This is a genomic window from Mesorhizobium sp. CNPSo 4689 (assembly GCF_057784325.1).
Genome location: NZ_JBWLUZ010000004.1, coordinates 434,832 through 457,257 on the forward strand (window position 1 = coordinate 434,832; position 22,426 = coordinate 457,257).

A 22,426-nucleotide genomic window follows, 5' to 3' on the forward strand; every position below is an offset into this window, starting at 1 on the left:
CGACTCGCTTGAAAGATTGACCTCGCCGGGCCGTCGCCGCACAGTCCGCGCATCGCAATTTCGAGGAGAAAAAAGTGTCCAAAACCTTCAAAGCCATCCTCGTTTCGCGCGACGCAGAGAAAAAGCAGTCAGTGGCGGTGACCGACCTAACCGAGACCGAGCTAATGGAAGGCGACGTCACCGTCGCGGTCGAAGCGACGACGGTCAACTACAAGGATGGGCTGGCCATCACCGGCAAGGCGCCGGTCATCCGGCGCTGGCCGCTGGTGCCGGGCATCGATTTCGCCGGCACCGTCGTCTCCTCGTCCCATGCCGACTGGCGCAAGGGCGACAAGGTCATCCTAAACGGCTGGGGCGTCGGCGAGACGCATTTCGGCGCTTACGCCGGTCGCGCCCGCGTCAACGGCGACTGGCTGGTGCCGCTGCCTGAGGGCATGAGCCCGCATGATGCGATGGCGGTCGGCACGGCAGGCTATACCGCCATGCTTTGCGTCATCGCGCTCGAGCGGCACGGCATCGTGCCCGATCGCGGCCCGGTGGTGGTGACCGGTGCCGCCGGCGGCGTCGGCTCGGTCGCGGTCTCGCTCCTGTCCAGCCTCGGCTACCATGTCATCGCCTCGACCGGCCGTAATGCCGAAAGCCCCTACCTGATCGATCTCGGGGCTGCCGAAGTGATCTCACGCGATGAGCTTGCCCAGCCGGCAAAGCCGCTGGCCAAGGAGCGCTGGGCCGGCGGCGTCGACGCGGTCGGCAGCCATACGCTGGCCAACGTGCTGTCGATGACGTCCTATGGCGGCGCGGTTGCCGCCTGCGGGTTGGCCGGCGGCATGGACCTGCCTGCGAGCGTCGCACCCTTCATCCTGCGCGGCGTCTCATTGCTCGGCATCGATTCAGTCATGGCGCCGAAGCCGGTCCGACTCGAGGCATGGCGCCGTATCGGCACCGATCTCGACCATAAGAAGCTCGCCACGCTTTCCACGACCATCGGTTTCGACGGTATTGTCGCGGCCGCGCGCGACATCGTCGACGGCAAGATCAGGGGCCGCGTCGTGGTCGATATGCAGCGTTGACAAGGCAAAACGGCGCGATCGCTAAAATTCGAACGATCCGCCGCAGTCTTCCATAATCTCTCTGTGGCAAGGCTTTCCGCATGATCGCGGAATCCGGCATCAGAGCTCCGAGCAGTGCCGAAGGCGTCGACGGGCCGGGCCCCGAGGCGCCAAAGCGGCTGCTTATCGCACCGCCGCCGCTGGCACCCGCATCGCCGCCGGCCAACCCCGAAGGCCTGCCCTTCCTGACCATCGTCGCCACCGCCGTGTTGGCTGGACTGGCTCACCTGACCGGCGCACCGATCTTCGTCACCATCGGTTTGCTAGCGACCGGCCTGGCCGGTCTCGGCATGCACCTGCGAGCCAAGCGCAATGAACGCCGCACGGCGGCCCTGCTCGACGAGACCGCCGCCCGCAGCCGCGCCGAGATCGAGACGCTGGCCGACCGCATGTGGGAGATGCAGGAGAGCGAGGAGCGCTTCCGCGGGCTGATCGACGCACTCGGCGATCTCGTTGTCCATCGCGATCGCGACGGCAACATCGTCTTTGCCAACAAGGTTTTCGCCGATCTCGTCGAGATCGACCAGCGGCACCTTGCCGGCAAGACCTTGTCCGAGCTTGGCATCGATGTCGGCATCGTTCCCGACGCCGCCTTCTCGGATCACGAATGCCTGAGTTCCACCGACGTCGCAATTCGCACGCCGAGCGGCCCGCGCTGGTTTTCATGGATCGAGCTGTCGGTACGCGACAAGGACAACGGCACCGTCTCCCATCGCGCGATCGCCCGCGACATCACCGCACGCAAGCGCGCCGAATCCTCGCTGATCACCGCCCGCGAGCGGGCCGAATATGCCAGCCAGGCGAAGTCGCGCTTCCTGGCCACCGTCAGCCACGAGATCCGCACGCCGATGAACGGCATCATGGGCATGGCCAAGCTCCTGGTCGACACCGATCTGTCGCCCGAGCAGCGGACCTATGTCGGCGCCGTCTCGACCTCGGCCAGCGCCCTGCTGGCGCTGATCGAGGACCTGCTCGACTATTCCAAGATCGAGGCCGGCCGTTTCGACCCGGAACCGCAGCCGACATCGCTGCGCGAGATCGCCGACAACATCATCGAACTCATGGCGGCGCGCGCCTTCGGCAAGAACATCGGGCTTGGCTGCTATGTCGAGCTCGACGTGCCGCAGATGATCACCGCCGATCCCGGCCGGGTGCGCCAGGTGCTGCTCAACCTCATCGGCAACGCCATCAAATTCACCGACACCGGCGGCGTGCTGGTGAGCGTGGCGCGGGCGCGCACCGAGACCACCGACCGTATCTGTTTCACCGTCACCGACACCGGTCCCGGCCTGCGCGAGGAGGACATGGAACGCATCTTCGAGGAGTTCGAGCAGTCCGACGGCACCTCGACCCGGGTGCATGGCGGCGCCGGCCTCGGCCTCGCCATCTCAAGGCGCCTGGTCAATGCCATGGGTGGCTCGATCTTGGTGTCGAGCCGGCTTGGCGAGGGATCCGAATTCGTCTTCGAGCTCCCCGCCACTGCGGCAACCGAGCCGCCGCAGAACCGGCAGAGCATCCTGGCCGGCCGCCGTGCCGTGATCGTTTCGAAGAACGCCATCGAGGCGGACGCCATCGCCCGCACCATCCGCGCCCATGGCGGCGCGGTCGATCTGGCGACGACGCTTGCCCAAGCGACACCTTTCGCCGCCGGCTGCGACGTGCTGCTGGTCGATGCGGCGATGGAAAACAGCGATGGACGCCTGCTCAAGCGCTTGCGCCAGAACGGCTTTGCCGATTGCGAGGCGATCACGCTGATCGCGCCGACCGATCGCGGCATGCTTGGCGAGTTCCGCGCCAATGGCTATGCCACCTTCCTGGCCAGGCCGGTGCGCGGCGAGACGCTGCTGCGCGTGCTGTTGACCAGCCATGCGCCGGTCCTGCCCCAGCCGAAATCGGACAAGCACGGCGCCCCGCCCGTGCGTGCCGGCGCTGGCCGCCGCGAGCACGGCCTGTCGGTGCTGATCGCCGAAGACAACGACATCAACGCCATGCTTGCCCGCGCCACGCTTCTCAAGGCCGGGCACCGCGTCAAGGTGGTCGGCAACGGCAAGGCAGCCGTCGAGGCCATCACCGATGCCGGGCTCAAGCACCGCTTCGACGTGGTGCTGATGGACCTGCATATGCCGGTCATGGACGGGCTGGACGCGATAGCCGCCATCCGCCGCCATGAAGAAGAGATGGCCGTGCCGCCGGTTCCGATCATGGTGCTGTCGGCCGATAGCCAGGAAAAGACCCGTCACGCGGTGCTCGCCCACGGCGCCAGCGGCTTCGTCACCAAGCCTCTCGACCCCGACGCCCTGGTCCACGCCGTCGAGGGTCAGGTCGCGGCCTGACGCCCGCATCGGCTGTCTCTCATCACGTAAACGTAGCCGGTTGACCGTATTCGCCAGCCGACGAAGTATTGCCCGTCGCGCCGTATCACGGTACTGTCACAATCCTGTTGCACCTACACCGTATCCCCGTGCCAAGAGGGATGGCTCGAAGGAGAATCACTCGTGCATACAGTTATGCCTGAATGTGACACTCGGCCGAACGCCGGCGGCGCCATGCTCGCCGCGCGGACCGCCGATGCCGTCGCAACTGGGGCACCTCTGGGCCGTATCGGCAATCTCGAAGTGCGGTTGGCCCGCAATGCGGCCGAAATCGCCGCCGCGCAGGAAGTGCGCTACCGGGTATTCTATGACGAGCTTGGAGCCAGGAAGGATCTGTTCCAGGCGCAGGATCGTCGCGACGCCGACCGTTTCGACCCGCTCTGCGATCATCTGCTCGTCCTCGACACTTCGCTTGCCGGCCCCGAGCACCGCCGCATCGTCGGCACCTACCGGCTGCTGCGGCAGGAAATCGCGGCGACGGCCGGCGGCTTCTATTCCGAAGGCGAGTTCGAACTGACCAAGCTGATCGCCCGCCACCCCGGCCAGCGCTTCCTCGAACTCGGCCGCTCCTGCGTCCTGCCGCAATATCGCTCCAAGCGCACCATCGAGGCGCTGTGGCAAGGCATCTGGGCATATATCAACCATTACGGCATCGGCGTGATGACCGGCTGCGCCTCGTTCCATGGCGTCGTGCCGGCGGCGCATGCCGAGGCGCTCACCTATCTTGCCCATCACTGCCGCACCGACTCGGCCTGGGATGTCCGGGCAGTCGCCGGCCGCTACTGCTCGATGGACCTGATGCCGATCGAGGCAATCAACGCCAAGGCGGCGATCGCGGCGATGCCGCCGCTGGTCAAGGGCTATTTGCGCGTCGGCGCCCGCATCGGCGACGGCTGCGTCATCGATCACGAATTCTCGACCGTCGACGTGTTCGTGGTCATGCCGGTCAAGGAGATCGGCGCCCGCTACGTCAACTACTATGGCGGGGAAGCCCAGCGCTTCGCCGCCTGAGACGTTGGGCAACGATCTTTCCGGTGCTTTGCAGACATTGCGGCTTGCCGCGCGCGACCTGCCGGACGTCATCGAAAGCACATCCTATGGCACGCCGGCGCTGAAGGTCGGCAAGAAGCTGCTGGCCAGGGTAAAGGATGCCGACACCGTTGTGCTGATGTGTCCGCTCGACGAGAAGGAGATGCTGCTCGAAGCAGCACCGGAAATCTATTTCGAGACCGATCACTACAAGGGTTGGCCGGCGATCCTCGTCAGGGTGCATGTGATTGCACCCGACGAATTGCGTCACCGGCTCGAACGCACTTTTATGGCGCAAGCGCCGAAGGCGCTGCTCAAGGCGTGGCAGGCATCTCGCTCAGCATCCTGATTTTCAGGGGATGTCTTCTGGCCTCCGGCCGGGCCGGCTCTTGTAGGACGGAAAGGTCCAACCGAATTTGAGCGCGCCGCCGCGCACCAGGAACGCCGCGGCAAAGCCCGCCAGGCCGGATGCCAGTGGCGGCAGCCGGGCAAGATCGCCGAGTGTAAACAGCGTGGCACCCGCAAGGGCGGCCGTGACGTAGATCTCCGGCCTCAGGAGCACCGACGGCTCGCCGGCCAGCAGATCGCGCAGGATGCCGCCGAAAGTGGCCGTCAGCACGCCGGTGACAACGGAGACGACCGGCGACCCGGTAATCGCCAGACCCTTGGCCGCGCCCATCACCGAAAAGGCGGCAAGGCCGATGGCGTCGAGCCAAAGCAGCAGTTTCCAGCGCGATTCCACCCGGTGTGCGCTGAAGAAGACCAGCACCGCGACCACCATGCAGATCAGCACATAACTGGAGTTGCCGACCCAGAACACCGGCAGGTTGAGGATGACGTCGCGAAACGTGCCTCCGCCGATGGCGGTGACGCTGGCCAGGAACAGGAAGCCGATAATGTCGAGTTGCTTGCGCGAGGCCGCAAGTGCCCCGCTCGCCGCAAAGACGGCGACGCCAGCATAGTCGAGAAGGTCGATCGGGTTCATGGGTGAATAATGAAATAGTGAGCGGGGAATAGCGAGTGGCCCCCACGAAACTGGATTGACCTTAGGCAAATTAAATGATTGAATAGTTCATTCAAATTTTTCGAGTGAGCGACTATGTCTCCTCGCCGCTACAGCATGGGTTCCCGGACTGTCGCCTTCGCCAAGACGCGGCAGCGGATTCTCGAAGCGACAATCAAGCTGCACACCCAGAACGGGATCTTTGGCACGACTTGGAAGGACATCGCCACGGAGGCCGATGTCGCCGTTGGCACCGTCTACAAGCATTTTCCTACCCTGGATGACCTGGTGCCTGCCTGCGGCGAATTGCTGATGGAGCGCCTGCGTCCTCCGTCGCCCGAAACAGTGACCGAGATAATCGGCGGGGCGACAGACCCAAAAGAGCGGTTACGCCGGGTCGCGAACGCGCTATTCGCCTTCTACCATCGTGGTGGACGGCATCTCGAGAGCGACCTGCGCGAGCGGGAGCTTCCGGCCATGCGGGAATGGGAAGAGTATCTGCGGAACATGGTGGCCGGCTTCGTGCGCGAGGCACTGGCGAAGGACGATCCCGGCGATGATGTCGTTCAGGCAATCAGCTTCCTGTTCGACTTTCCGACGTTCAGCGCGATGCGGATACGCGGCATGACGGTGGATCTCGCCGCCGAAACGGCAACGGGAATGGCGCTCTGCTGGCTCAAGGGCAAGGGCCGGACGAGCACATCTTGAACGAAGAGAATGAGGAGGCGAAACAAGGGCGAAAGCCAGATTGCGAAGGAGGAAGTCATGGACACGAAAGTCGTTGAAGTCACCGAATTTGCATTGAAGCCCGGATTCACCGAGCAGATGTTCTTGCAAACCAGGGATGAAGTGAATGACGAGGTGCGGAAGCTCAAGGGTTTCCTCAATCGTCGCCTCCTCAAATCCGCGGGAGGCTGGACGGAGATATTTGAATGGGCGGACATGGACAGCGCAAAGGCGGCTCGAGAGGTCTGGGCCACGCTGCCCGGCATCACAAACTATTGCTCGATGGTCAACATCGCCTCGCTCAAGGTCGGCTACCACTCTGTCGCGGCAGTGGCAGGCGGTGAAGCTGACAGGGGCATCCCCAGCGCCTTTTGCAGCCACGCCCTAGAAGGAGAGGCGCGCTGGTGGCTTGGCTCGCTGGCGGTGATCAAGGCGACGGCAGCCCAGACGGCGGGCCAGTTCACGCTGATCGAAGTGCTCGAGAACGAAGGCGAGGCGCCGCTGCATGTCCATCATCGCGAGGACGAGTCATTCCAGGTGATGGAAGGCGAGATCGAGTTCGAGATCGGCGGCAAGAAGATAATGGCTGGGCCCGGTTCGTTTCTCTTTGGGCCACGCGATGTGCCGCACCGCTATACGGTCAAGCGTGGGCCGGCCCGGATGCTGTTTTTCTTCACGCCCGGTGGTTTCGAGGACCTTTTGAGGGCAACCAGTGTGCCCGCCAACGACAGGCGCATTCCTCCGGACGGCGAAGGAATGCCGGACATGGAGACATTTCCCGATGTGGTCAGGCGCTATGGGTGCGAACTGCTTGGTTGAGGACATGGCAAGCGCTGCACAGCAGAAGTGGCGACTGGGTTGATCGCCCCTGAAATCGGACAGGTTTCGGGGGCGTCGTCGATCATACCTCCGGCTTTGATGGTGGTTGCGGCGGCCGAATAGCGCGCTATTCCCCGGTCATGCGTCCTTTTCCGCCTGCTCATTCACCGGTCCCGGCTCGACCGGTGCTTCGCCGGCCGCCTGCTTGGGGCCGCCCTTGGCGACGCCGACCATCGCCGGCCTGAGCACGCGCTCGCCGATCGAATAGCCCGGCTGCACCACCTGGACGACGGTGCCGGCGGGAACCTCGGGATTGGGCACCTCGAACATCGCCTGATGGAAGTTCGGGTCGAACTTCTCACCTTCCGGCGCGAGCTTTTTCACCCCATGCCGCTCCAGTGCCGACAGCATGGCGCGCTCGGTGAGGTCGACGCCCTCGATCAGCGCCTTGAAACCGGCGTCGCCCGCGGCCTTGGCCTCGGCCGGGACGGCATCGAGCGCGCGGCGCAGATTGTCCGACACCGACAGCATGTCGCGAGCGAAATTGGCAACCGCATAGGTGCGCGCGTCATGCACGTCGCGCGCGGTGCGGCGGCGCAGGTTCTCCATCTCAGCGGCAACGCGAAGGGCCCGATCTTTCAGTTCCTCGTTTTCCTTCAGCAGCCGCACAAGCGCTTCGTAGTCGCCGTCGACGCTGCCTTCGGTACGTTCGCCCGCCGCCGCCTCAGTGGCTTCGATTTCCTCGGGCGCGCGTTCGTCTTTTGCCTGGTCGCTCATCGCCGTTTCCCGTCATTTTCGAATGGTCTGGATTTGCGCCCGATATCGAGGTTTGGCGGCCAAAAATCAAGGGGCAAGCCATATTGGAGGCTGCCGGCGCTCTTTCGATATTAATTCAAATTTTACCGTAACGGCCGGGTTTTCTTGCCAGGCCGCTGCAATGCGGGAACCATTACCGGCCTGGAGGAGTTTCGAAGCCAACACAGGATTTTGGGACAATGACAGGCAACAAGCGCGACAGGCGCGAGGAACTCGCCGCCGATATCAAGCGCCAGGTCGGCACCGAGACGACGAAGCGGTTCCTGCGCACCCTGCCGGCATTCCGCCTGCAGGCCGACCTGCCCGAGCATCTCAGGGAGTTGCTCGACCGTCTTGACGGGGCGGAGGCCAGCGTGGCCGCCAGCGAGCGCCACTAGGCGTGTATTCCTGAAGACGGGAACATCGGTCGCAGCCGCCATGGCCTGCCATCGCGCGACAATTACGCGCAGTAATTTTGCGTGAGCTTTGCCTTGCGGCGGCGGGGCCTGTTGCTTATGCTTCCTGATGAACATGATTTCCCCCGAGGCGGTTGCCAATAGCAAGCGCGCCTGGCTGAAGATTCTGGCGCGCTACAAGAAGCCTGACCGGCGGCGCAGCGCGCTCGAACTCGCCATCACCCTCATCCCCTTCGTGACGCTCTGGGCGCTCTCCTCGGCCGCTTATTCCTACGGCCACTGGTGGGGTTTGATCCTCATTCTTCCCGCGGCCGGGTTTCTGGTGCGCATCTTCATGATCCAGCATGATTGCGGCCATGGCTCCTTCTTCGCCAATCGCTATGCGGACGACTGGATCGGCCGCGCGCTCGGCGTCCTGACGCTGACGCCCTATGATTGCTGGCGGCGCGCCCATGCCACCCATCACGCCAGCGCCGGCAATCTCGACGAGCGCGGCATGGGCGACATCAAGACCCTGACCGTCGCCGAATACCGGCAAATGTCATGGCGGGGCCGGCTTGCTTACCGGCTCTATCGCCATCCGCTGGTCATGTTCGGCCTAGGGCCGATCTGGCTTTTCATCTTCGAGCAAAGGCTGCCGGTCGGCATGATGCGGGGCGGCCTGACGCCCTGGGTGTCGTCCATGGCGACCAATCTCGGCATCGCGCTTGTCGCCGCGATCCTCATCTGGTTCGTCGGGCTAGGCGCGTTCCTGGTTGTCCACTTGCCGATCGTCATTCTCGCCGGTTCGGCCGGCGTCTGGCTGTTCTACGTCCAGCACCAGTTCGAAGAGACGGAATGGGCGAAGGATACCGAATGGGAATTCCAGCATGCCGCGCTGCATGGATCGTCCTACTACGACTTGCCGGCCGTGCTGAACTGGTTCACCGGCAATATCGGCGTCCATCACGTCCACCACCTCTCGGCCAAGGTGCCGTGCTACCGGCTTCCGGAAGTGCTGCGCGATTTTCCGGAACTGCGCGACATCGGCCGCGTCACGCTTCTCGACAGCCTGCGCTGCGTCAAGCTTGCGCTGTGGGACGAGAGCCGCCGGAAACTTGTGTCGTTCCGCGAAGCCCGAATGGCCGCGTAAAGAAGACCGCCGCACCAGTGGTGCGGCGGCATTCTCACCTAAGTCAGCTCAGGCCGCCTTGCGCTCGTCGCGCATCAGGGCCTTGCCGTCGCGGATCTCGGTGCCGAGCACCTTCAGGCATTCGCGCATGAAGGCGGCGAGGCCCGGCCAGCCCTTGGCCGACACCAGATTGCCGTCGACATGGGCGCCGGTCGGCGCAACATCGATGTAGATGCCGCCGGCCAGCGTAACCTCCGGTTCGCAATATTGCAGGGCCGCGACTTCCCTGCCACGCACCACGCCGTCGACCGCGATCAGGATCTGCACGCCGTGGCAGATGGTGAAGATTGGCTTGCCGGTCTCATGGAAATGCCTGACCAGCGCCTGCACCCGCTTATCGATGCGGATATATTCCGGCCCGCGCCCGCCGGCCGCATAGACGGCGTCGTATTCGGCCGGGTTCACCTCGGCGAAGGTCTTGTTCAGGATGTAGTCGTGGCCGAGCTTTTCCGTATAGGTCTGATGGCCTTCGAAATCGTGTAGCGACGTTTTCAATATGTCGCCGGCCTTCTTGTCGGGGCACACGACATGGACCGTATGGCCAACCGCATGCATGGCCTGTTCGAAGACGAAAATCTCGTATTCCTCGCTGAACTCGCCAACGAGCATCAATATCTTCTTGCCTGCCATTCTGGTTCCTCCCTTGCTGGCCATTTATTTCGGGTCACGAAATAATAGATCTATCCTAAGGGCAAGACGTCGAAAGGAAAAGCGCAAATCGCACAATTGGTCAGACCAGATTGATTTGCACTTGCTAAAAAGCCCGGCCAGACCCTTGTCCCCGGCTTCCGCATGACAATCCTGGTCCGACCAATAAAACCGTTCAGGCTGCGGCGCGGATCATATCCGCAGCCTTTTCGGCGATCATGATCGTCGGCGCATTGGTGTTGCCGCCGATCAGGGTCGGCATCACCGAAGCATCGACGACGCGCAGCCCCTGCATCCCGCGTACCTTGAGTTGCGGGTCGACGACGGCCATCTCATCGACACCCATCCTGCAGGTGCCGGCCGGGTGGTAGATCGTGTCGGCGCGCGCCCTGATATGCGCCATCAGTTCGTCATCGCTTGAAACGCCGGCGGTGTAGATTTCCTTGCGACGGTATTTCGCCAGCGCCGGCGCCTCCAATATGCCGCGCATCGTCTTGACCCCCTTGAGCAGAAGGGTGGCATCGCGTTCGTCCTCGAGAAAGCGCGGGTCGATGCGCGGCGGCGCCAGCGGGTCCGGCGTCGACAGCCCGACCTCGCCGCGCGAATAGGGCCGGAGCACGCAGACATGGCAGGAAAAGCCGTAGCCCATATGCAGCTTGCGGCCGTGATCGTCGACGATTGCGATGCAGAAATGCAGCTGCAGGTCGGGCCTTCCGATCGTCGGATCGGATTTGAGGAAGGCGCCGGCTTCCGCGTAGGGCGTGGCGATCATGCCGGTGCCGTTCTTGCGCCAGCGCAGCATATGCCCGAGCAGGCCGGGCGTGCCGCGCAGGCCGATGCCCATCATGTCGGCATCTCGCGACGTCCAGGCCATGATGAAGTCGAGATGGTCCTGCAGGTTCTTGCCGACGCCAGGCACCTCATGGACGACCGGAATGCCGTGCATCGCCAGTTCGGCCGCCGGGCCGATGCCGGACAACAACAGCAGCTGCGGCGAGCCAAAGGCGCCGCCGCAGACGATGACCTCGCGCTTGGCTTGCGCCACCGCCTCGTTCTTGCCCACGCGGTAGCGCAGGCCCGTGGCGCGCTTGCCGTCAAGGACGATGCCGGTGGCATGCGCTCCGGTGACAACGGTCAGGTTCGGCCGGTCCATCGCCGGATGCAGATAGGCGGCGGCCGCCGAACAGCGCTCGCCATTGCGGCGCTCTCCCCAGAATTGCGTCACCTGGTAGAGCCCTGCCCCTTCCTGCTCGTCCCCGTTGAAGTCATCGTTGTATCGGATCTGGTTTTCGCCGCAGGCCTCGACAAAGGCGCGGGCGACGGGACGCGGCTCCTGCTGCTCGCCGACTCGCAACGGCCCGTCGCCGCCATGCAGCGCGTCAGTGCCGCGCTGATTGCCTTCGGCGCGCCGGAAATAGGGCAGCACCTCGTCCCACGACCAGCCGTCGCAGCCGACGTCGGCCCATCCGTCATAGTCGCTGCGATGCCCGCGAATGTAGAGCATGGCGTTAATGGCGCTGGAGCCGCCGAGCGTCTTGCCGCGCGGCTGGTAGCCCTTGCGGCCGCCAAGTCCTGGCTGCGGCACCGTCTCGAAGGCCCAGTTGTTGAGCTTCGGCCGGCCCGGCAGCAGCGCAATCACGCCTGCCGGCGCGCGGATGAACAGGTCCTTGCCGACGCCGCCGGCTTCGATCAGGCACACCGTTTTGGAGGGATCTTCAGAGAGCCTTGCCGCCAGCGTGCAGCCGGCGGAACCGCCACCGGCGATGACATAGTCGTAGCGCATGCTCTCCTCCCGATCATCCGGCGGATGTTTCCGTCCGGATGCCGGAGAGAAGGCCTGCTTGCGAGCGTTGTAAAGACGTCAACGCGTTACCGCAGGGTCAGCCCGTGCGTTTGCGTCGCCAGGAGTATTTCGGCCCCTTGGCCTCCGGCTCGGCGGCCGGCTGATAATAAAGCGGCAGGCCGCCGGTGCGGCCTTCCTCGAGCCGCTTCAGCAGCACCGGGTTCGACACTTCGAATTCGTCGAAGCCGAGTCGCAGCATGTGCGGCAGTTGATCGACCAGAACCTGGCCGGTGGCGCGCACGGCACCCTGGAAATGATAGCGCGTGCGCAGCAATTCGCCCTTGGAGAAGGACCGCCCGTCATTGAACGCCGGAAAAGCCAGCGCCACCAGCGACAACTGGTCGAGCAGCCCGGCGATCTTGTCCAGTTCGTCGCCAGGCAGAAGCTGGACGCCAAGGCGCTCCTTCGCCGATCGGCGCACATCCGCGTCGAGCCCCAGAAACGCCTGCAGCGGCAGGATGAAGCGGCCATTGCCGGTAAGCGCATCGGCGCTTTCGGCATGAACCCACTCGTCCTCGCGAAAACCCGTCGGGGTCCAGAGGCGGGTCTCCGTCGTCAATTCAGTCATCAAGAAGTCCTAAAGCTCAAAATTTCTGGAGCGGCGCGCCAGTCAGCGACTTTGGTACGTGAGCACCGGAAGCGCAGGAACCACCGTTTGCAGGCCGGCTGAACACCAACATACCCTAAAGCGATGCGTCGGTCAGCGACTTCTCCAGTCCGGAAAGATGGATGCCGCACTCGGTCTTGGCGTGCCCAGCCCAGCGGCCGCTGCGCGCGTCCTCGCCCGGCTGCACCGGCTGCGTGCAGGGGAAGCAACCGATCGACAGATAGCCATAGGCGACCAGCGGATTTTCGCGCAGCGCATGCGCGCGCATGTAGGCGGCCTGGTCCGACGTCGTCCAATGCGCCAGCGGGTTGATGCGGATGCGCGAACCGACCGCTTCGAAGACAGGAAGTGCCGCGCGCGTCGAGGCCTGGAAGCGCTTGCGTCCGGTGAACCAGGCGCGGAACGGTTCGACGCCGCGCGCCAGCGGCTCGACCTTGCGCACATTGCAGCAGGCGTCGGTGTTGGTCTCGTTGAGGTTGCCGGTCGGATCGACCCTTTCGAGCGCGGCCTCCTCGGGCTTGATCACCCTGATATCGGTCAATCCGAAATCGGCCGCCAGCGCGTCGCGATAGCCGAGCGTCTCCTCGAAATGCTTGCCGGTATCGAGGAAGATCACCGGCAGCGTGCGGTCGATCTCGGCGATCATATGCAGGAGCACGGCCGAATCGGCGCCGAACGAGGACACGGCGGCGATGCCGCCGCGAAAGATCTCCCGCGTCGAACGCTCGATGATCTGCAGCGGGTTCAGGTGACCATAGAGCGCGTCGAGCCCCGCCGCCTCGGCGGCGATGCCGGCCTCGACGTCGACGATCCGGTCAAGCGGCCTTGGTTTCGCCAGCATAGAGCGCCTCCTTGAACGGCGCGGGACCGACTCTGCGGTAGGCGTCGATGAATCGTTCTGAGGGATCGAGGCGAAGGCCGAGATAGGTTTCGACAATCTGCTCGATGGCGTCGGTGATCTCCTCCGACGAGAAGCCGCGGCCGATGATCTCGCCGACCGAGGTGTTCTCGTCGGCCGAACCGCCGAGCGTGACCTGGTAGAGCTCGGCACCCTTCTTCTCGACACCGAGAATGCCGATATGACCGACATGGTGGTGGCCGCAGGCGTTGATGCAGCCGGAGATCTTCAGCTTCAGCTCGCCGATCTCGCGCTGGCGCTCTAGCGAGGCGAAGCGCTGCGAGATTTCCTGCGCCACCGGAATGGAGCGCGCCGTGGCCAGCGCGCAATAGTCGAGGCCAGGGCACGAGATGATGTCGCTGATCAGGTTGGAGTTGGCCGTCGCCAGGCCGATATCGACCAGCGCATCGTATACCGCCTTGAGGTCGGCGCGCGCGACATGCGGCAGGATCAGGTTCTGCTCATGGCTGACACGCAACTCGTCGAATGCGTATTTCTCGGCGATGTCGGCAACCGCTTCCATCTGGCTGTCGGAAGCGTCGCCCGGCACCTCGCCGATGCCCTTCAGCGAGATCGTCACTGCCGCATAGTCGGGATGGCGGTGGGTCACGACATTCTGGTCGAGCCATTCGGAGAAGCTTTTGGAATCGAGCCGTGCCAGCTTCACCGCCGCATCGCCTTCCGGCCGCGCGGTCAGCCGAGGCGGCGCGAAATAGGCGTCGATGGCGCGGATGTCGGCTTCCGGGAGCTTCAGCTCGGCGTCCTTCAGTTCCTGCCATTCGGCCTCGATCTGGCGGGTGATCTCCTCGACCCCGGTCTCGTGGACGAGGATCTTGATGCGCGCCTTGTACTTGTTGTCGCGGCGGCCGTAGAGGTTGTAAACGCGCAGGATCGCCGTGCAGTAGGAGAGAAGATCGGCTTCCGGCAGAAAGTCGCGGATCTTCTTGGCGACCATAGGCGTGCGGCCCTGGCCACCGCCGACATAGACGGCGAAACCGAGTTCGCCGGCCGCGTTCTTCTTCAAATGCAAGCCGATGTCGTGCGTCTGGATGGCGGCGCGGTCGCGCTCGGCACCGGTCACCGCGATCTTGAACTTGCGCGGCAGGAACGAAAACTCCGGATGCACCGACGACCATTGCCGCAGGATTTCGGCATAGGGGCGCGGATCGGCGACCTCGTCGGCGGCGGCACCCGCGAAATGATCGGCGGTGACATTGCGTATGCAGTTGCCGCTGGTCTGGATGGCGTGCATCTCGACGCTGGCCAGATCGGCCAGGATCGCCGGGATGTCCGACAGCGCCGGCCAGTTGAACTGGATGTTCTGCCGCGTCGTGAAATGGCCATAGCCCTTGTCGTATTTGCGGGCGATATGGCCGAGCATGCGCAGCTGCTGGCTGTTCAGCGTGCCATAGGGCACCGCTATGCGCAGCATATAGGCGTGCAGCTGCAAATAGACACCGTTCATCAGCCTGAGCGGCCGGAACTGGTCCTCGGTGATCTCGCCGGCAAGCCGCCGCTGGACCTGGTCGCTGAACTCGGCGACACGGGCCTGAACGAAATCTTGGTCGAACTCATCGTAACGGTACATGCTTCGTCTTTCAGGGCGCGTCCGCCCGCTTTCACATTATGCCCGGATCGTTTCCGGATGGGCCTGTTTGCCGAGGTCGCCACGGATGGTCGGGCCAGCGGCGCGGATCTTTTCGCGCAGCCGCACCGCTTCGACCACGCCGTCAACCACGGTGACGTCGATCAAATTGACGTCGACTACCTCATTGTTGGCGTAGGCCGCGGCACCGATCGCCTCCAGCCGGTCCTCGGCCGCCTTGTCATGGGCGAGGTCGGCATTGCCGATCGTCTCGGCCCAGCCGCCATCGGCGTACCAGACGGCGATGCCGTCGGTAAGCCTGTTTGCGGTCAGAACCTTCATTGCTCAACTCCTTCGGCGGCCGTGCTGGCAACGCCCTCATGCCTGTGTGCCGCGAGCGGCTCGGAACGTTCAAAATTGGCGCCGGCGACCGCATCGCCGATGATGGTCATCACCGGGCCGGTGAGGTCGGCGCGCGCCTCCAGCGACGGCAAATCGGCCAGCGTGCCGTGGAAGCGCCGGCGGTTGCCGAGGCTGGCATTCTCGACCACGGCGACCGCCGTGTCCGGCGACAGACCGGCTTCGATCAGCCGTCCCGCAACCTCGGCCGCGACCGAGCGGCCCATATAGACGGCGACCGTTGCGCCGGAGATGGCGAGCTTGGCCCAGTCCGGCAGCGAATTGCCCTTAAGATCGTGGCCGGTCGTGAACACCATCGACGAGGACACGCCACGCAGCGTCAGCGGCAGTTCGAAATCGGCGGCTGCGGCAAAGGCCGCGGTGACGCCGGGAACCACTTCATAGGCGATGCCGGCGTCGCGAAGTGCGGCCATTTCCTCGCCAGCCCGGCCGAACACCAGCGGGTCGCCCGACTTCAGCCGCACGACGCGCTTGCCGGCATGGCCAAGCTCGACCAGCAGCGCATTGATCTCGGCCTGGCTCTTCGAATGGCAGCCCTTGCGCTTGCCGACCGGCAGGCGCTCGGCGTCGCGACGGCCCATGACGACGATCGCCTCCGGAACCAGCGCGTCATAGACGATGACGTCGGCTTCCATCAAAAACCGATGCGCCCGCAGCGTCAAAAGGTCTTCCGCGCCCGGCCCCGCTCCGACCAGCGCGATGTGGCCTGCAGCCGGCGCGTTGGAGACAAGCAGGTCGAGTGCTGCATCATGCGCCTGCGAAAGCTCTCCGGCCTCTACGGCGCGTGCCGGCGCGCCGGCGAAGAAATCGCTCCAGAAGCGGCGGCGGCCATTGCCCTTCGGCAGTCGCTCGGCAGCACCTCGGAACGAAGCGGCAAGCGTCGCCAGCGCACCGAGCGACGGCGACAGCATGCGGTCGATACGGCTGCGCAGAATCTGGGCAAGCACCGGGCCTGCCCCTTCGGTGCCGATGGCAATCGCGACCGGGGCGCGGTTGACCAGCGCCGGCGTGAAGAAATCGCAAAGCTCGGGCCGGTCGACTGCATTGACCGGAATGCCCAGCCGGCGCGCGTCGGCGGCGACGCGGCGGTCGTGCGCTTCCTCGCCGCTGGCGGCAAACACCAAGGTCGCGCCTTCCAGATGCGCGGCATCGTAGGCGGCATCGATGTGGACGGCGCTGGTGGCAGCGATGAAGCTCAGCAACTCGGCTTCGGCGGCATCGGTGATGATGCGCAGCACCGCGCTTGACTGGTCGAGCAGCCGGGCCTTGGCCAGTGCCTCCTCGCCGCCGCCGACGATGGCCACCGCTTCGCCCTCGACCCGCATGAAAACGGGAAAGGCGTTGAGCTTGGCATTGGCCTCAGGCATGACGACAAGGAATCCTGGAACAGTCTGCCAGTTTTACGCGGCGGCGCGAAAAACCAGAAGGAAAGCACTCGCGCATCCGGCGATGGCAGGCAATCGCTTTTTCGCAACTGCGAAGGGCAGGAGAAAATTATTCCACAGCCGGGAGCCGGGTGGATTCAATATGCTGTTGCTGGCCCCGATCTGCGGCCCTTTTAGTCGCTTGCGCTCGGCGTCGCAAAACGTTTTTTTCTAAATTCTACCAAATTAGTAGATTAATGCTGCAGGGCGTTGACTGCGGTCTTAGACCAGCGATGAGCCATCGTCTCGGAACGAATTTGGCGGAGCCGACGTTTGCCATGCAAGCCCCGGACTGCAGGGCATCGGGCCATGCGGCCTCATCTGGGGTCGGTCAGGAAACGGAGGAGCCGATATGAGCGACATCAAGCTGAAGCATGGGCTGTGGATTGTGGTCGCCGACGGTGAGAAGGCGCTGTTCCTGCGCAACCGGGGCGACACGCGATTCCCCGACCTGCAAGTGGTACAGGAAATGGAGCAGGAAAATCCCGCCACCCGCGAACAAGGCAGCGACCGCCCGGGCCGCTACAATGACGGCCCCTCGGTCCATCGCAGTGCGGTTCAGGACACCGATTGGCATCGTATCGGCAAGGAGCGCTTCGCCGACGATATCGCCGAGCGGCTCTACCGGCTTGCACATCGCGGCGCCTTCGAGGAGATCGTGCTGATCGCGCCGCCCCAAGTGCTGGGCGAGATGCGCCGGAAGCTGCACAAGGAGGTCGGCGACAGGGTGCAGGCGGAAATTCCGAAGACGCTGACCAACCACACCATCTTCGAGATCGAGAGTCTGCTGCAGGCCGCCTGAGCGGACCGCCGGAAGCACCTGTTCGCCTGGCTGCACGCAACTGTCGTCTTGCTATCGGTTTTCACGGCAGCGCGGGTTGCCTCGCGCCTATGACAGCCCCCATATTGCAAAGGGCGGCGGCCTCGGGCCGTCCTATCCGACATCGCAATTTCTGAAAGGCGCTCCATAGGCAATGCCGCATGACACGCCCCTTATCGCCACCATCGTCGCCGGTCTGGGGCTGGCTTTCGTCTTCGGCGCGCTCGCCAACCGCTTCCGTATCCCGCCGCTGGTCGGCTATCTCATAGCCGGCGTGCTGGTCGGGCCGAACACGCCCGGCTTCGTCGCCGATGCCGGCCTTGCCAACGAGCTCGCCGAAATCGGCGTCATCCTCTTGATGTTCGGCGTCGGCCTGCATTTTTCGCTGAAGGACCTTTTGTCGGTCCGCGCCATCGCCATACCCGGCGCCGTCGTGCAGATCGGCTTTGCCACTGCCCTTGGCGCCGGCCTTGCCTGGCTGCTCGGCTGGTCGATGGGCGCCGGGCTGGTCTTCGGCCTGGCGCTTTCCGTCGCCTCGACCGTGGTGCTGCTGCGTGCTTTGCAGGAGCGGCGGCTGATCGAGACCGAGCGCGGCCGCATCGCTGTCGGCTGGCTGATCGTCGAGGACCTCGCCATGGTGCTGGCGCTGGTGTTGTTGCCGGCCCTGGCCGGCGTGCTCGGCGGCCAGCCGCAGGTGGACAGCCACGCCAGCGGTCTGCTGGCGCTGCCCGCCAGCTATGGCATCTGGGGTGTCGTCGGCATCACCCTGGCCAAGGTCGCCGCCTTCGTTGTCGTCATGCTGGTGGTCGGCCGCAGACTCATTCCCTGGATCCTGCACTATGTCGCCCATACTGGATCGCGCGAACTGTTCCGGCTGGCGGTGCTGGCCATAGCACTTGGCGTTGCCTTCGGGGCGGCAAAGCTGTTCGGCGTCTCGCTGGCGCTCGGCGCCTTCTTCGCCGGCATGATCATGAGCGAGTCCGAGCTCAGCCATCGCGCGGCCGAGGAATCGCTGCCGCTGCGCGATGCTTTCTCGGTGCTGTTCTTCGTTTCGGTCGGCATGCTGTTCGACCCGTTCAGCCTGATGAGCAATGGCCTGCCGATCCTGGCGACGCTGGCCATCATCGTGCTTGGCAAGTCGTTGGCGGCGTTCGTCATCGTCGTCGCCTTCGGCTATCCGATTGCCACCGCACTGATGATTTCGGCCAGCCTTGCGCAGATCGGCGAATTCTCCTTCATCCTGGCCGAACTCGGCGTCGGGCTCGGCCTGTTGCCCGAACAGGGGCGCGACCTGATCCTGGCCGGCGCCATCCTGTCGATCGTGCTCAACCCGCTGATGTTCCTCGCCATCGACTGGATGAAGCCATGGCTGGAGGCGCGTGCGGCCAAAGCGGCGCCACCGGTCGAGCCAAGGCCGATCGGCCCGGCGACCGCACCCGGAGAAGTGGCGTCGGTCGCGCCGGAAAGGGAAGATGGGCCGCCGCCGAAGACAAAGCTCACCGGCCACGCCATCCTGATCGGCTACGGCCGCGTCGGCAGCCTCGTTGGCGCCGCGCTGAAGGACGCCGCCATGCCCTTCCTCGTCATCGAGGATGCCGACAAGGCGCTGGCCAAGCTCAGGGCCGACGGAATCGAAACCGTCGCTGGCAATGCGGCCAACGCCGACGTGTTCGCCGCCGCCAATCCGGAAGGCGCAAAGCGATTGATCCTCGCCATTCCCAATGCCTTCGAAGCGGGACAGGTCGTGCTGCGCGCACGAGCCGCCAATCCCGGGATAAGCGTCATCGCCCGGGCTCATTCCGATGCCGAGGTCGAGCATCTCAAGGGGCTCGGCGCCGACACGGTGATCATGGGCGAGCGCGAGATCGCCCGCGGCATCGTGGAAGAGGTGCTTGGCCACAAGCCGGAAGCGGCTGAACCGTCCGCAGCCTGACCAAGCCTACGCCATGTACTGTCAATGCAATCGTCTCGACTGCGTTCGCAATCGGGTTGATCAGGCGACGAATGCAGAGCCGCCGTTTTGCGCGATACTGCTGAGGTATCTTGCCGGCGGCATCCCAAGCGCCTTCTTGAACATGGTGATGAAAGCCGTGACGGAACCATAGCCGAGATCGCCCGAAACCTGCTGCACGCTCGCACCGGAGGCCAATTCTCGAATTGCGACGATCAGATGCAATTGCTGGCGCCAGCGCCCGAAGCTCAGCCCTGTTTCCTTCACGACGAGACGCGCCAGGCTGCTCTCGCTAAGCGCAACGCGACTGGCCCATTCTGCCAGTGTGCTGCGGTCGGCAGGGTCTTGCGCCAACGCTTCGGCGATCTTCCTCAAGCGTGGCTCGGATGAAAACGGCAGATGCAGCCGCTGGACAGGCATACGCGGCAACTCGGTAAGCAGGGCCCTGGTCAAAAGCTCATCCCTCGCCGGATCGTCCTGCACGCCATCGGACAGCTCGATGATCAGTTCGCGCAGCAGCGGCGAGATCGAAAGCGTGCAGCACCGGTCCGGCAGACTGGCGGCTCCCGGCTCGATGTACACGAAAAAAATCCTGGCGTTGGCCGTCGCAACATTGCTGTGCTCCATGTCGCCGGGAATCCAGACTCCGCAATGAGGCGGCACCATCCACAGGCCGCTTGGGACGTGGCATGTGACGCCGCCTCCGAGCGCGAAGACGAGTTGACCCTTGCGGTGCCGATGGGCGGGTACCTCCGCCCTGGTCTCGGGGACATCAACGCGCACGGCAATCGCCGGCGCGGAAGGGTCATCCACATCGAGATCAAGCCAAGGGTAGCGGAGGGGTTGTCTCATGATTGACTGTTTTTAGCGATCAAATGCATCAATATCTAGATTATTCAAGGGAGAAAATCGATAGGTTCCGCTTGCGAATGAACAACTCTGGAGCGTGCGGAGGTGGCGACTTTCTTCGGCCGGCGGCCGCTGGCGCTCCAAGTCGAACCAGCAAGACCGGGCATGGCAACTGCCCGGAGGCTGTGCGTCCACCGCGCAGCAGTGAGGTATGAACTATGCTCGCCCTCGTCATCTCTTCCGATAGCGCGACCGGACTGAGGATCGCGGAGCTCGCCGAGCCTCAAGCGGCCTCGAACGAGGCGCTTGTCTCGGTCCACGCAACCTCGTTGAACCGCGGCGAACTGCGCCTGCTCGCCATACGTCCGAATGGCTGGATACCCGGCCAGGACATCGTTGGGGTTGTCGATCGGGCAGCAGCCGATGGCTCCGGGCCAGTTGTAGGCGCGCGGGTTGCGGCTCTGGTCGACCAGGCCGGCTGGGCCGAACGTGTCGCCGTTTCGACCGACCGTCTCGCCGTACTGCCGGATGACGTCAGCTTCGTTTCTGCGGCCACGCTTCCTGTCGCGGGCACGACGGCGCTGAGGACTTTGCGCCATGGCGGCGACCTGGCCGGCCAGCAGGTCCTGATCACCGGCGCAAGCGGTGCGGTCGGTCGTTTCCAAATCCAGATCGCCCGCGAGCAGGGTGCGTCGGTCACCGCAGTCGCCGCATCCCGGCACGGCGAGGATCTCTGCCACCTGGGCGCCGAGCAGGTTGTCCAGTCGATCGAGCTGGCTGAGGGGCCGTTTTCGCTGATCACCGAGTCAGTCGGCGGTGAAAGCCTCGCACACGCGATCGAACGCGTCGCCCCTGGCGGCACCATCGTCATGTTCGGTTCGAGCAGCGGCGAACTCACGCCCGTCGGATTCCGTCAGTTCGTTCCGGGTCACGAGGGGGCGAGGCTTCAGACTTTCGCGTACTACACTTCCGGCTCGGGCATTGGCGCGGACATCGCATCGCTGCTCGCTCTGGTCGCGGCTGGCCGGCTGGAAACCCGCGTGGCCTTGACCGTGCCGTGGACAGACATCGCCCAAGCCCTGGAAGCACTGCGACAGCGCAGCATCAGCGGCAAGGCTGTTCTCACCATAAGCGGATGAGCAATCCTTAGCCAACAGGCTCACACGTGTTGGCCGCCATTGATGTGGATTTCCGAGCCCGTCACATAAGACGCCTGCCCGGAACACAGGAAGAAGATGATGTCGGCGACCTCGGCCGTAGCGCCGAGCCTTCTCAGCGGGATGGTCTCGACGATCTTGTCGGTGCCCGGCGACAGGATCGCCGTGTCGATCTCGCCCGGCGCAATCGCATTGACGCGGATGCCGTGCGGGCCGAAATCATGCGCCATCTCGCGCGTCAGCGAACCGAGTGCAGCCTTCGATGTCGCATAGGCCGTACCGGCGAAAGGATGAACGCGGGTGCCGGCGATCGAAGTGACGTTGACGATCGAACCTTTCGCCGATGCCAGCTCCTTGAACAAGCCGCGCGCCAGCATGATCGGCGCGAAGAAATTGACCTGGAACACATCGCGCCAGACATGCATCGGCGTCTCGATCGAGTTCATCCGGCTGTTGCCGTCGCTGAGCTTCGGCGAGATGCCGGCGTTGTTGACCAGCGCATTGAGGTGCCCGCCATGCGCCTCCAGCCGGTGACGGATTTCCGAAACGGCGATGCCGACATCTTCCTGGTCGGCCAGATCGACCTTGATGTGGTCCTCAGGCCCCGCCGGCCACGGACAGTCCTCGGCAAAAGCCTGGCGCGAGCAGGTGATGACGCGCCAGCCCTCGCGCGAGAAACGCTTGACGGTGGCATGACCGATGCCGCGGCTGGCGCCGGTAAGCACGATGGTCTTTCTGGTGTCGAGTTCAGCCATGTCGCGGTCTCCAGCCGGACATTTAGCGG

At 64.3% G+C, this 22,426-nt stretch carries 22 protein-coding genes; 11 read left to right on the plus strand and 11 right to left on the minus strand.

From position 1 onward, the window contains the following. Positions 1 to 74 precede the first annotated feature (74 nt). The 4 genes from acuI (at position 75) to AC04SI_RS09755 (ending at position 4,859) form a co-directional block, all read left to right on the plus strand. Positions 75 to 1,070: an acrylyl-CoA reductase (NADPH) gene (gene acuI / locus AC04SI_RS09740; protein ID WP_404278090.1), complete on the plus strand. Its 996-nt coding sequence runs from the start codon at positions 75 to 77 to the stop codon at positions 1,068 to 1,070. Between the two features lie 80 nt (positions 1,071 to 1,150). After that, positions 1,151 to 3,442, plus strand: a complete 2,292-nt coding sequence (locus tag AC04SI_RS09745; protein WP_404278092.1) for a response regulator — start codon at positions 1,151 to 1,153, stop codon at positions 3,440 to 3,442. Positions 3,443 to 3,616: 174 nt separating this feature from the next. Then, positions 3,617 to 4,492, plus strand: coding sequence for a l-ornithine N(alpha)-acyltransferase (gene olsB, locus AC04SI_RS09750; RefSeq protein ID WP_404278321.1), 876 nt, complete (start codon positions 3,617 to 3,619; stop codon positions 4,490 to 4,492). After that, positions 4,461 to 4,859, plus strand: coding sequence for an MmcQ/YjbR family DNA-binding protein (locus AC04SI_RS09755; RefSeq protein WP_488474159.1), 399 nt, complete (start codon positions 4,461 to 4,463; stop codon positions 4,857 to 4,859). The genes olsB and AC04SI_RS09755 overlap by 32 nt, the downstream gene beginning before the upstream one ends. A gap of 3 nt (positions 4,860 to 4,862) precedes the next feature. Here AC04SI_RS09755 and AC04SI_RS09760 read toward each other — a convergent pair whose 3' ends face one another. After that, the gene (locus AC04SI_RS09760; RefSeq protein ID WP_404278096.1) at positions 4,863 to 5,495 is read right to left on the minus strand and encodes a trimeric intracellular cation channel family protein; all 633 of its coding nucleotides are present in this window, start codon (positions 5,493 to 5,495) and stop codon (positions 4,863 to 4,865) included. A 114-nt stretch (positions 5,496 to 5,609) separates the two neighbouring features. On the opposite strand from AC04SI_RS09760, the gene AC04SI_RS09765 reads away from it, so the two are divergent. Then, positions 5,610 to 6,221, plus strand: a complete 612-nt coding sequence (locus AC04SI_RS09765; RefSeq protein ID WP_404278098.1) for a TetR/AcrR family transcriptional regulator — start codon at positions 5,610 to 5,612, stop codon at positions 6,219 to 6,221. A 57-nt stretch (positions 6,222 to 6,278) separates the two neighbouring features. Next, entirely contained in the window at positions 6,279 to 7,058 is a 780-nt protein-coding gene (locus AC04SI_RS09770; RefSeq protein WP_404278100.1) for a cupin domain-containing protein, read from the plus strand. Positions 7,059 to 7,196: 138 nt separating this feature from the next. Here AC04SI_RS09770 and grpE read toward each other — a convergent pair whose 3' ends face one another. Continuing rightward, on the minus strand, positions 7,197 to 7,835 hold the full coding sequence (gene grpE / locus AC04SI_RS09775) for a nucleotide exchange factor GrpE (protein WP_404278102.1): 639 nt from the start codon (positions 7,833 to 7,835) through the stop codon (positions 7,197 to 7,199). A 218-nt stretch (positions 7,836 to 8,053) separates the two neighbouring features. Here grpE and AC04SI_RS09780 point away from each other — a divergent pair, with 218 nt between their 5' ends. Then, positions 8,054 to 8,251, plus strand: coding sequence for a hypothetical protein (locus AC04SI_RS09780; RefSeq protein WP_404278104.1), 198 nt, complete (start codon positions 8,054 to 8,056; stop codon positions 8,249 to 8,251). Between the two features lie 127 nt (positions 8,252 to 8,378). Further along, a complete protein-coding gene (locus AC04SI_RS09785) occupies positions 8,379 to 9,401 on the plus strand; it encodes a fatty acid desaturase (protein WP_404278106.1) in 1,023 nt (340 codons plus the stop codon). A 48-nt stretch (positions 9,402 to 9,449) separates the two neighbouring features. On the opposite strand, the gene AC04SI_RS09790 is transcribed toward AC04SI_RS09785, so the two are convergent. From AC04SI_RS09790 to cysG, 7 genes are all read right to left on the minus strand, one after another. Next, positions 9,450 to 10,070 (minus strand): DJ-1/PfpI family protein, encoded by a 621-nt coding sequence (locus AC04SI_RS09790; protein WP_006200409.1) that lies wholly within the window; start codon positions 10,068 to 10,070, stop codon positions 9,450 to 9,452. Between the two features lie 193 nt (positions 10,071 to 10,263). After that, entirely contained in the window at positions 10,264 to 11,871 is a 1,608-nt protein-coding gene (locus tag AC04SI_RS09795; RefSeq protein ID WP_488474160.1) for a GMC family oxidoreductase, read from the minus strand. A gap of 97 nt (positions 11,872 to 11,968) precedes the next feature. Then, positions 11,969 to 12,499 (minus strand): DUF934 domain-containing protein, encoded by a 531-nt coding sequence (locus AC04SI_RS09800; RefSeq protein WP_404278108.1) that lies wholly within the window; start codon positions 12,497 to 12,499, stop codon positions 11,969 to 11,971. 115 nt (positions 12,500 to 12,614) lie between these two features. Beyond that, a complete protein-coding gene (locus AC04SI_RS09805; protein WP_006200412.1) occupies positions 12,615 to 13,379 on the minus strand; it encodes a phosphoadenylyl-sulfate reductase in 765 nt (254 codons plus the stop codon). Then, positions 13,354 to 15,024 carry a nitrite/sulfite reductase gene (locus AC04SI_RS09810; protein WP_006200413.1) on the minus strand — a complete coding sequence of 557 codons (1,671 nt, stop codon included), beginning with the start codon at positions 15,022 to 15,024 and terminating at the stop codon, positions 13,354 to 13,356. Before AC04SI_RS09810 ends, AC04SI_RS09805 begins: the two co-directional genes overlap by 26 nt. A gap of 36 nt (positions 15,025 to 15,060) precedes the next feature. After that, positions 15,061 to 15,363 (minus strand): DUF2849 domain-containing protein, encoded by a 303-nt coding sequence (locus AC04SI_RS09815; RefSeq protein WP_006200414.1) that lies wholly within the window; start codon positions 15,361 to 15,363, stop codon positions 15,061 to 15,063. After that, positions 15,360 to 16,808, minus strand: a complete 1,449-nt coding sequence (cysG, locus tag AC04SI_RS09820; RefSeq protein WP_404278113.1) for a siroheme synthase CysG — start codon at positions 16,806 to 16,808, stop codon at positions 15,360 to 15,362. The genes AC04SI_RS09815 and cysG overlap by 4 nt, the downstream gene beginning before the upstream one ends. A gap of 409 nt (positions 16,809 to 17,217) precedes the next feature. Between cysG and AC04SI_RS09825 the strand changes: the two genes are divergently transcribed. Together AC04SI_RS09825 and AC04SI_RS09830 are read left to right on the plus strand one after the other, a co-directional pair. Continuing rightward, a complete protein-coding gene (locus AC04SI_RS09825; RefSeq protein ID WP_404278115.1) occupies positions 17,218 to 17,667 on the plus strand; it encodes a baeRF12 domain-containing protein in 450 nt (149 codons plus the stop codon). Positions 17,668 to 17,839: 172 nt separating this feature from the next. Beyond that, complete coding sequence (locus tag AC04SI_RS09830) at positions 17,840 to 19,618, plus strand: cation:proton antiporter domain-containing protein (protein WP_404278117.1); 1,779 nt, start codon at positions 17,840 to 17,842, stop codon at positions 19,616 to 19,618. A 60-nt stretch (positions 19,619 to 19,678) separates the two neighbouring features. On the opposite strand, the gene AC04SI_RS09835 is transcribed toward AC04SI_RS09830, so the two are convergent. After that, positions 19,679 to 20,488 carry an AraC family transcriptional regulator gene (locus AC04SI_RS09835; RefSeq protein ID WP_404278119.1) on the minus strand — a complete coding sequence of 270 codons (810 nt, stop codon included), beginning with the start codon at positions 20,486 to 20,488 and terminating at the stop codon, positions 19,679 to 19,681. Positions 20,489 to 20,703: 215 nt separating this feature from the next. Between AC04SI_RS09835 and AC04SI_RS09840 the strand changes: the two genes are divergently transcribed. Continuing rightward, the gene (locus AC04SI_RS09840; RefSeq protein ID WP_404278121.1) at positions 20,704 to 21,624 is read left to right on the plus strand and encodes a zinc-binding dehydrogenase; all 921 of its coding nucleotides are present in this window, start codon (positions 20,704 to 20,706) and stop codon (positions 21,622 to 21,624) included. Positions 21,625 to 21,644: 20 nt separating this feature from the next. Here the strand turns inward: AC04SI_RS09840 and AC04SI_RS09845 are convergent, their stop codons facing one another. Beyond that, positions 21,645 to 22,397, minus strand: coding sequence for an SDR family NAD(P)-dependent oxidoreductase (locus AC04SI_RS09845; RefSeq protein WP_404278123.1), 753 nt, complete (start codon positions 22,395 to 22,397; stop codon positions 21,645 to 21,647). Positions 22,398 to 22,426 lie beyond the last annotated feature (29 nt).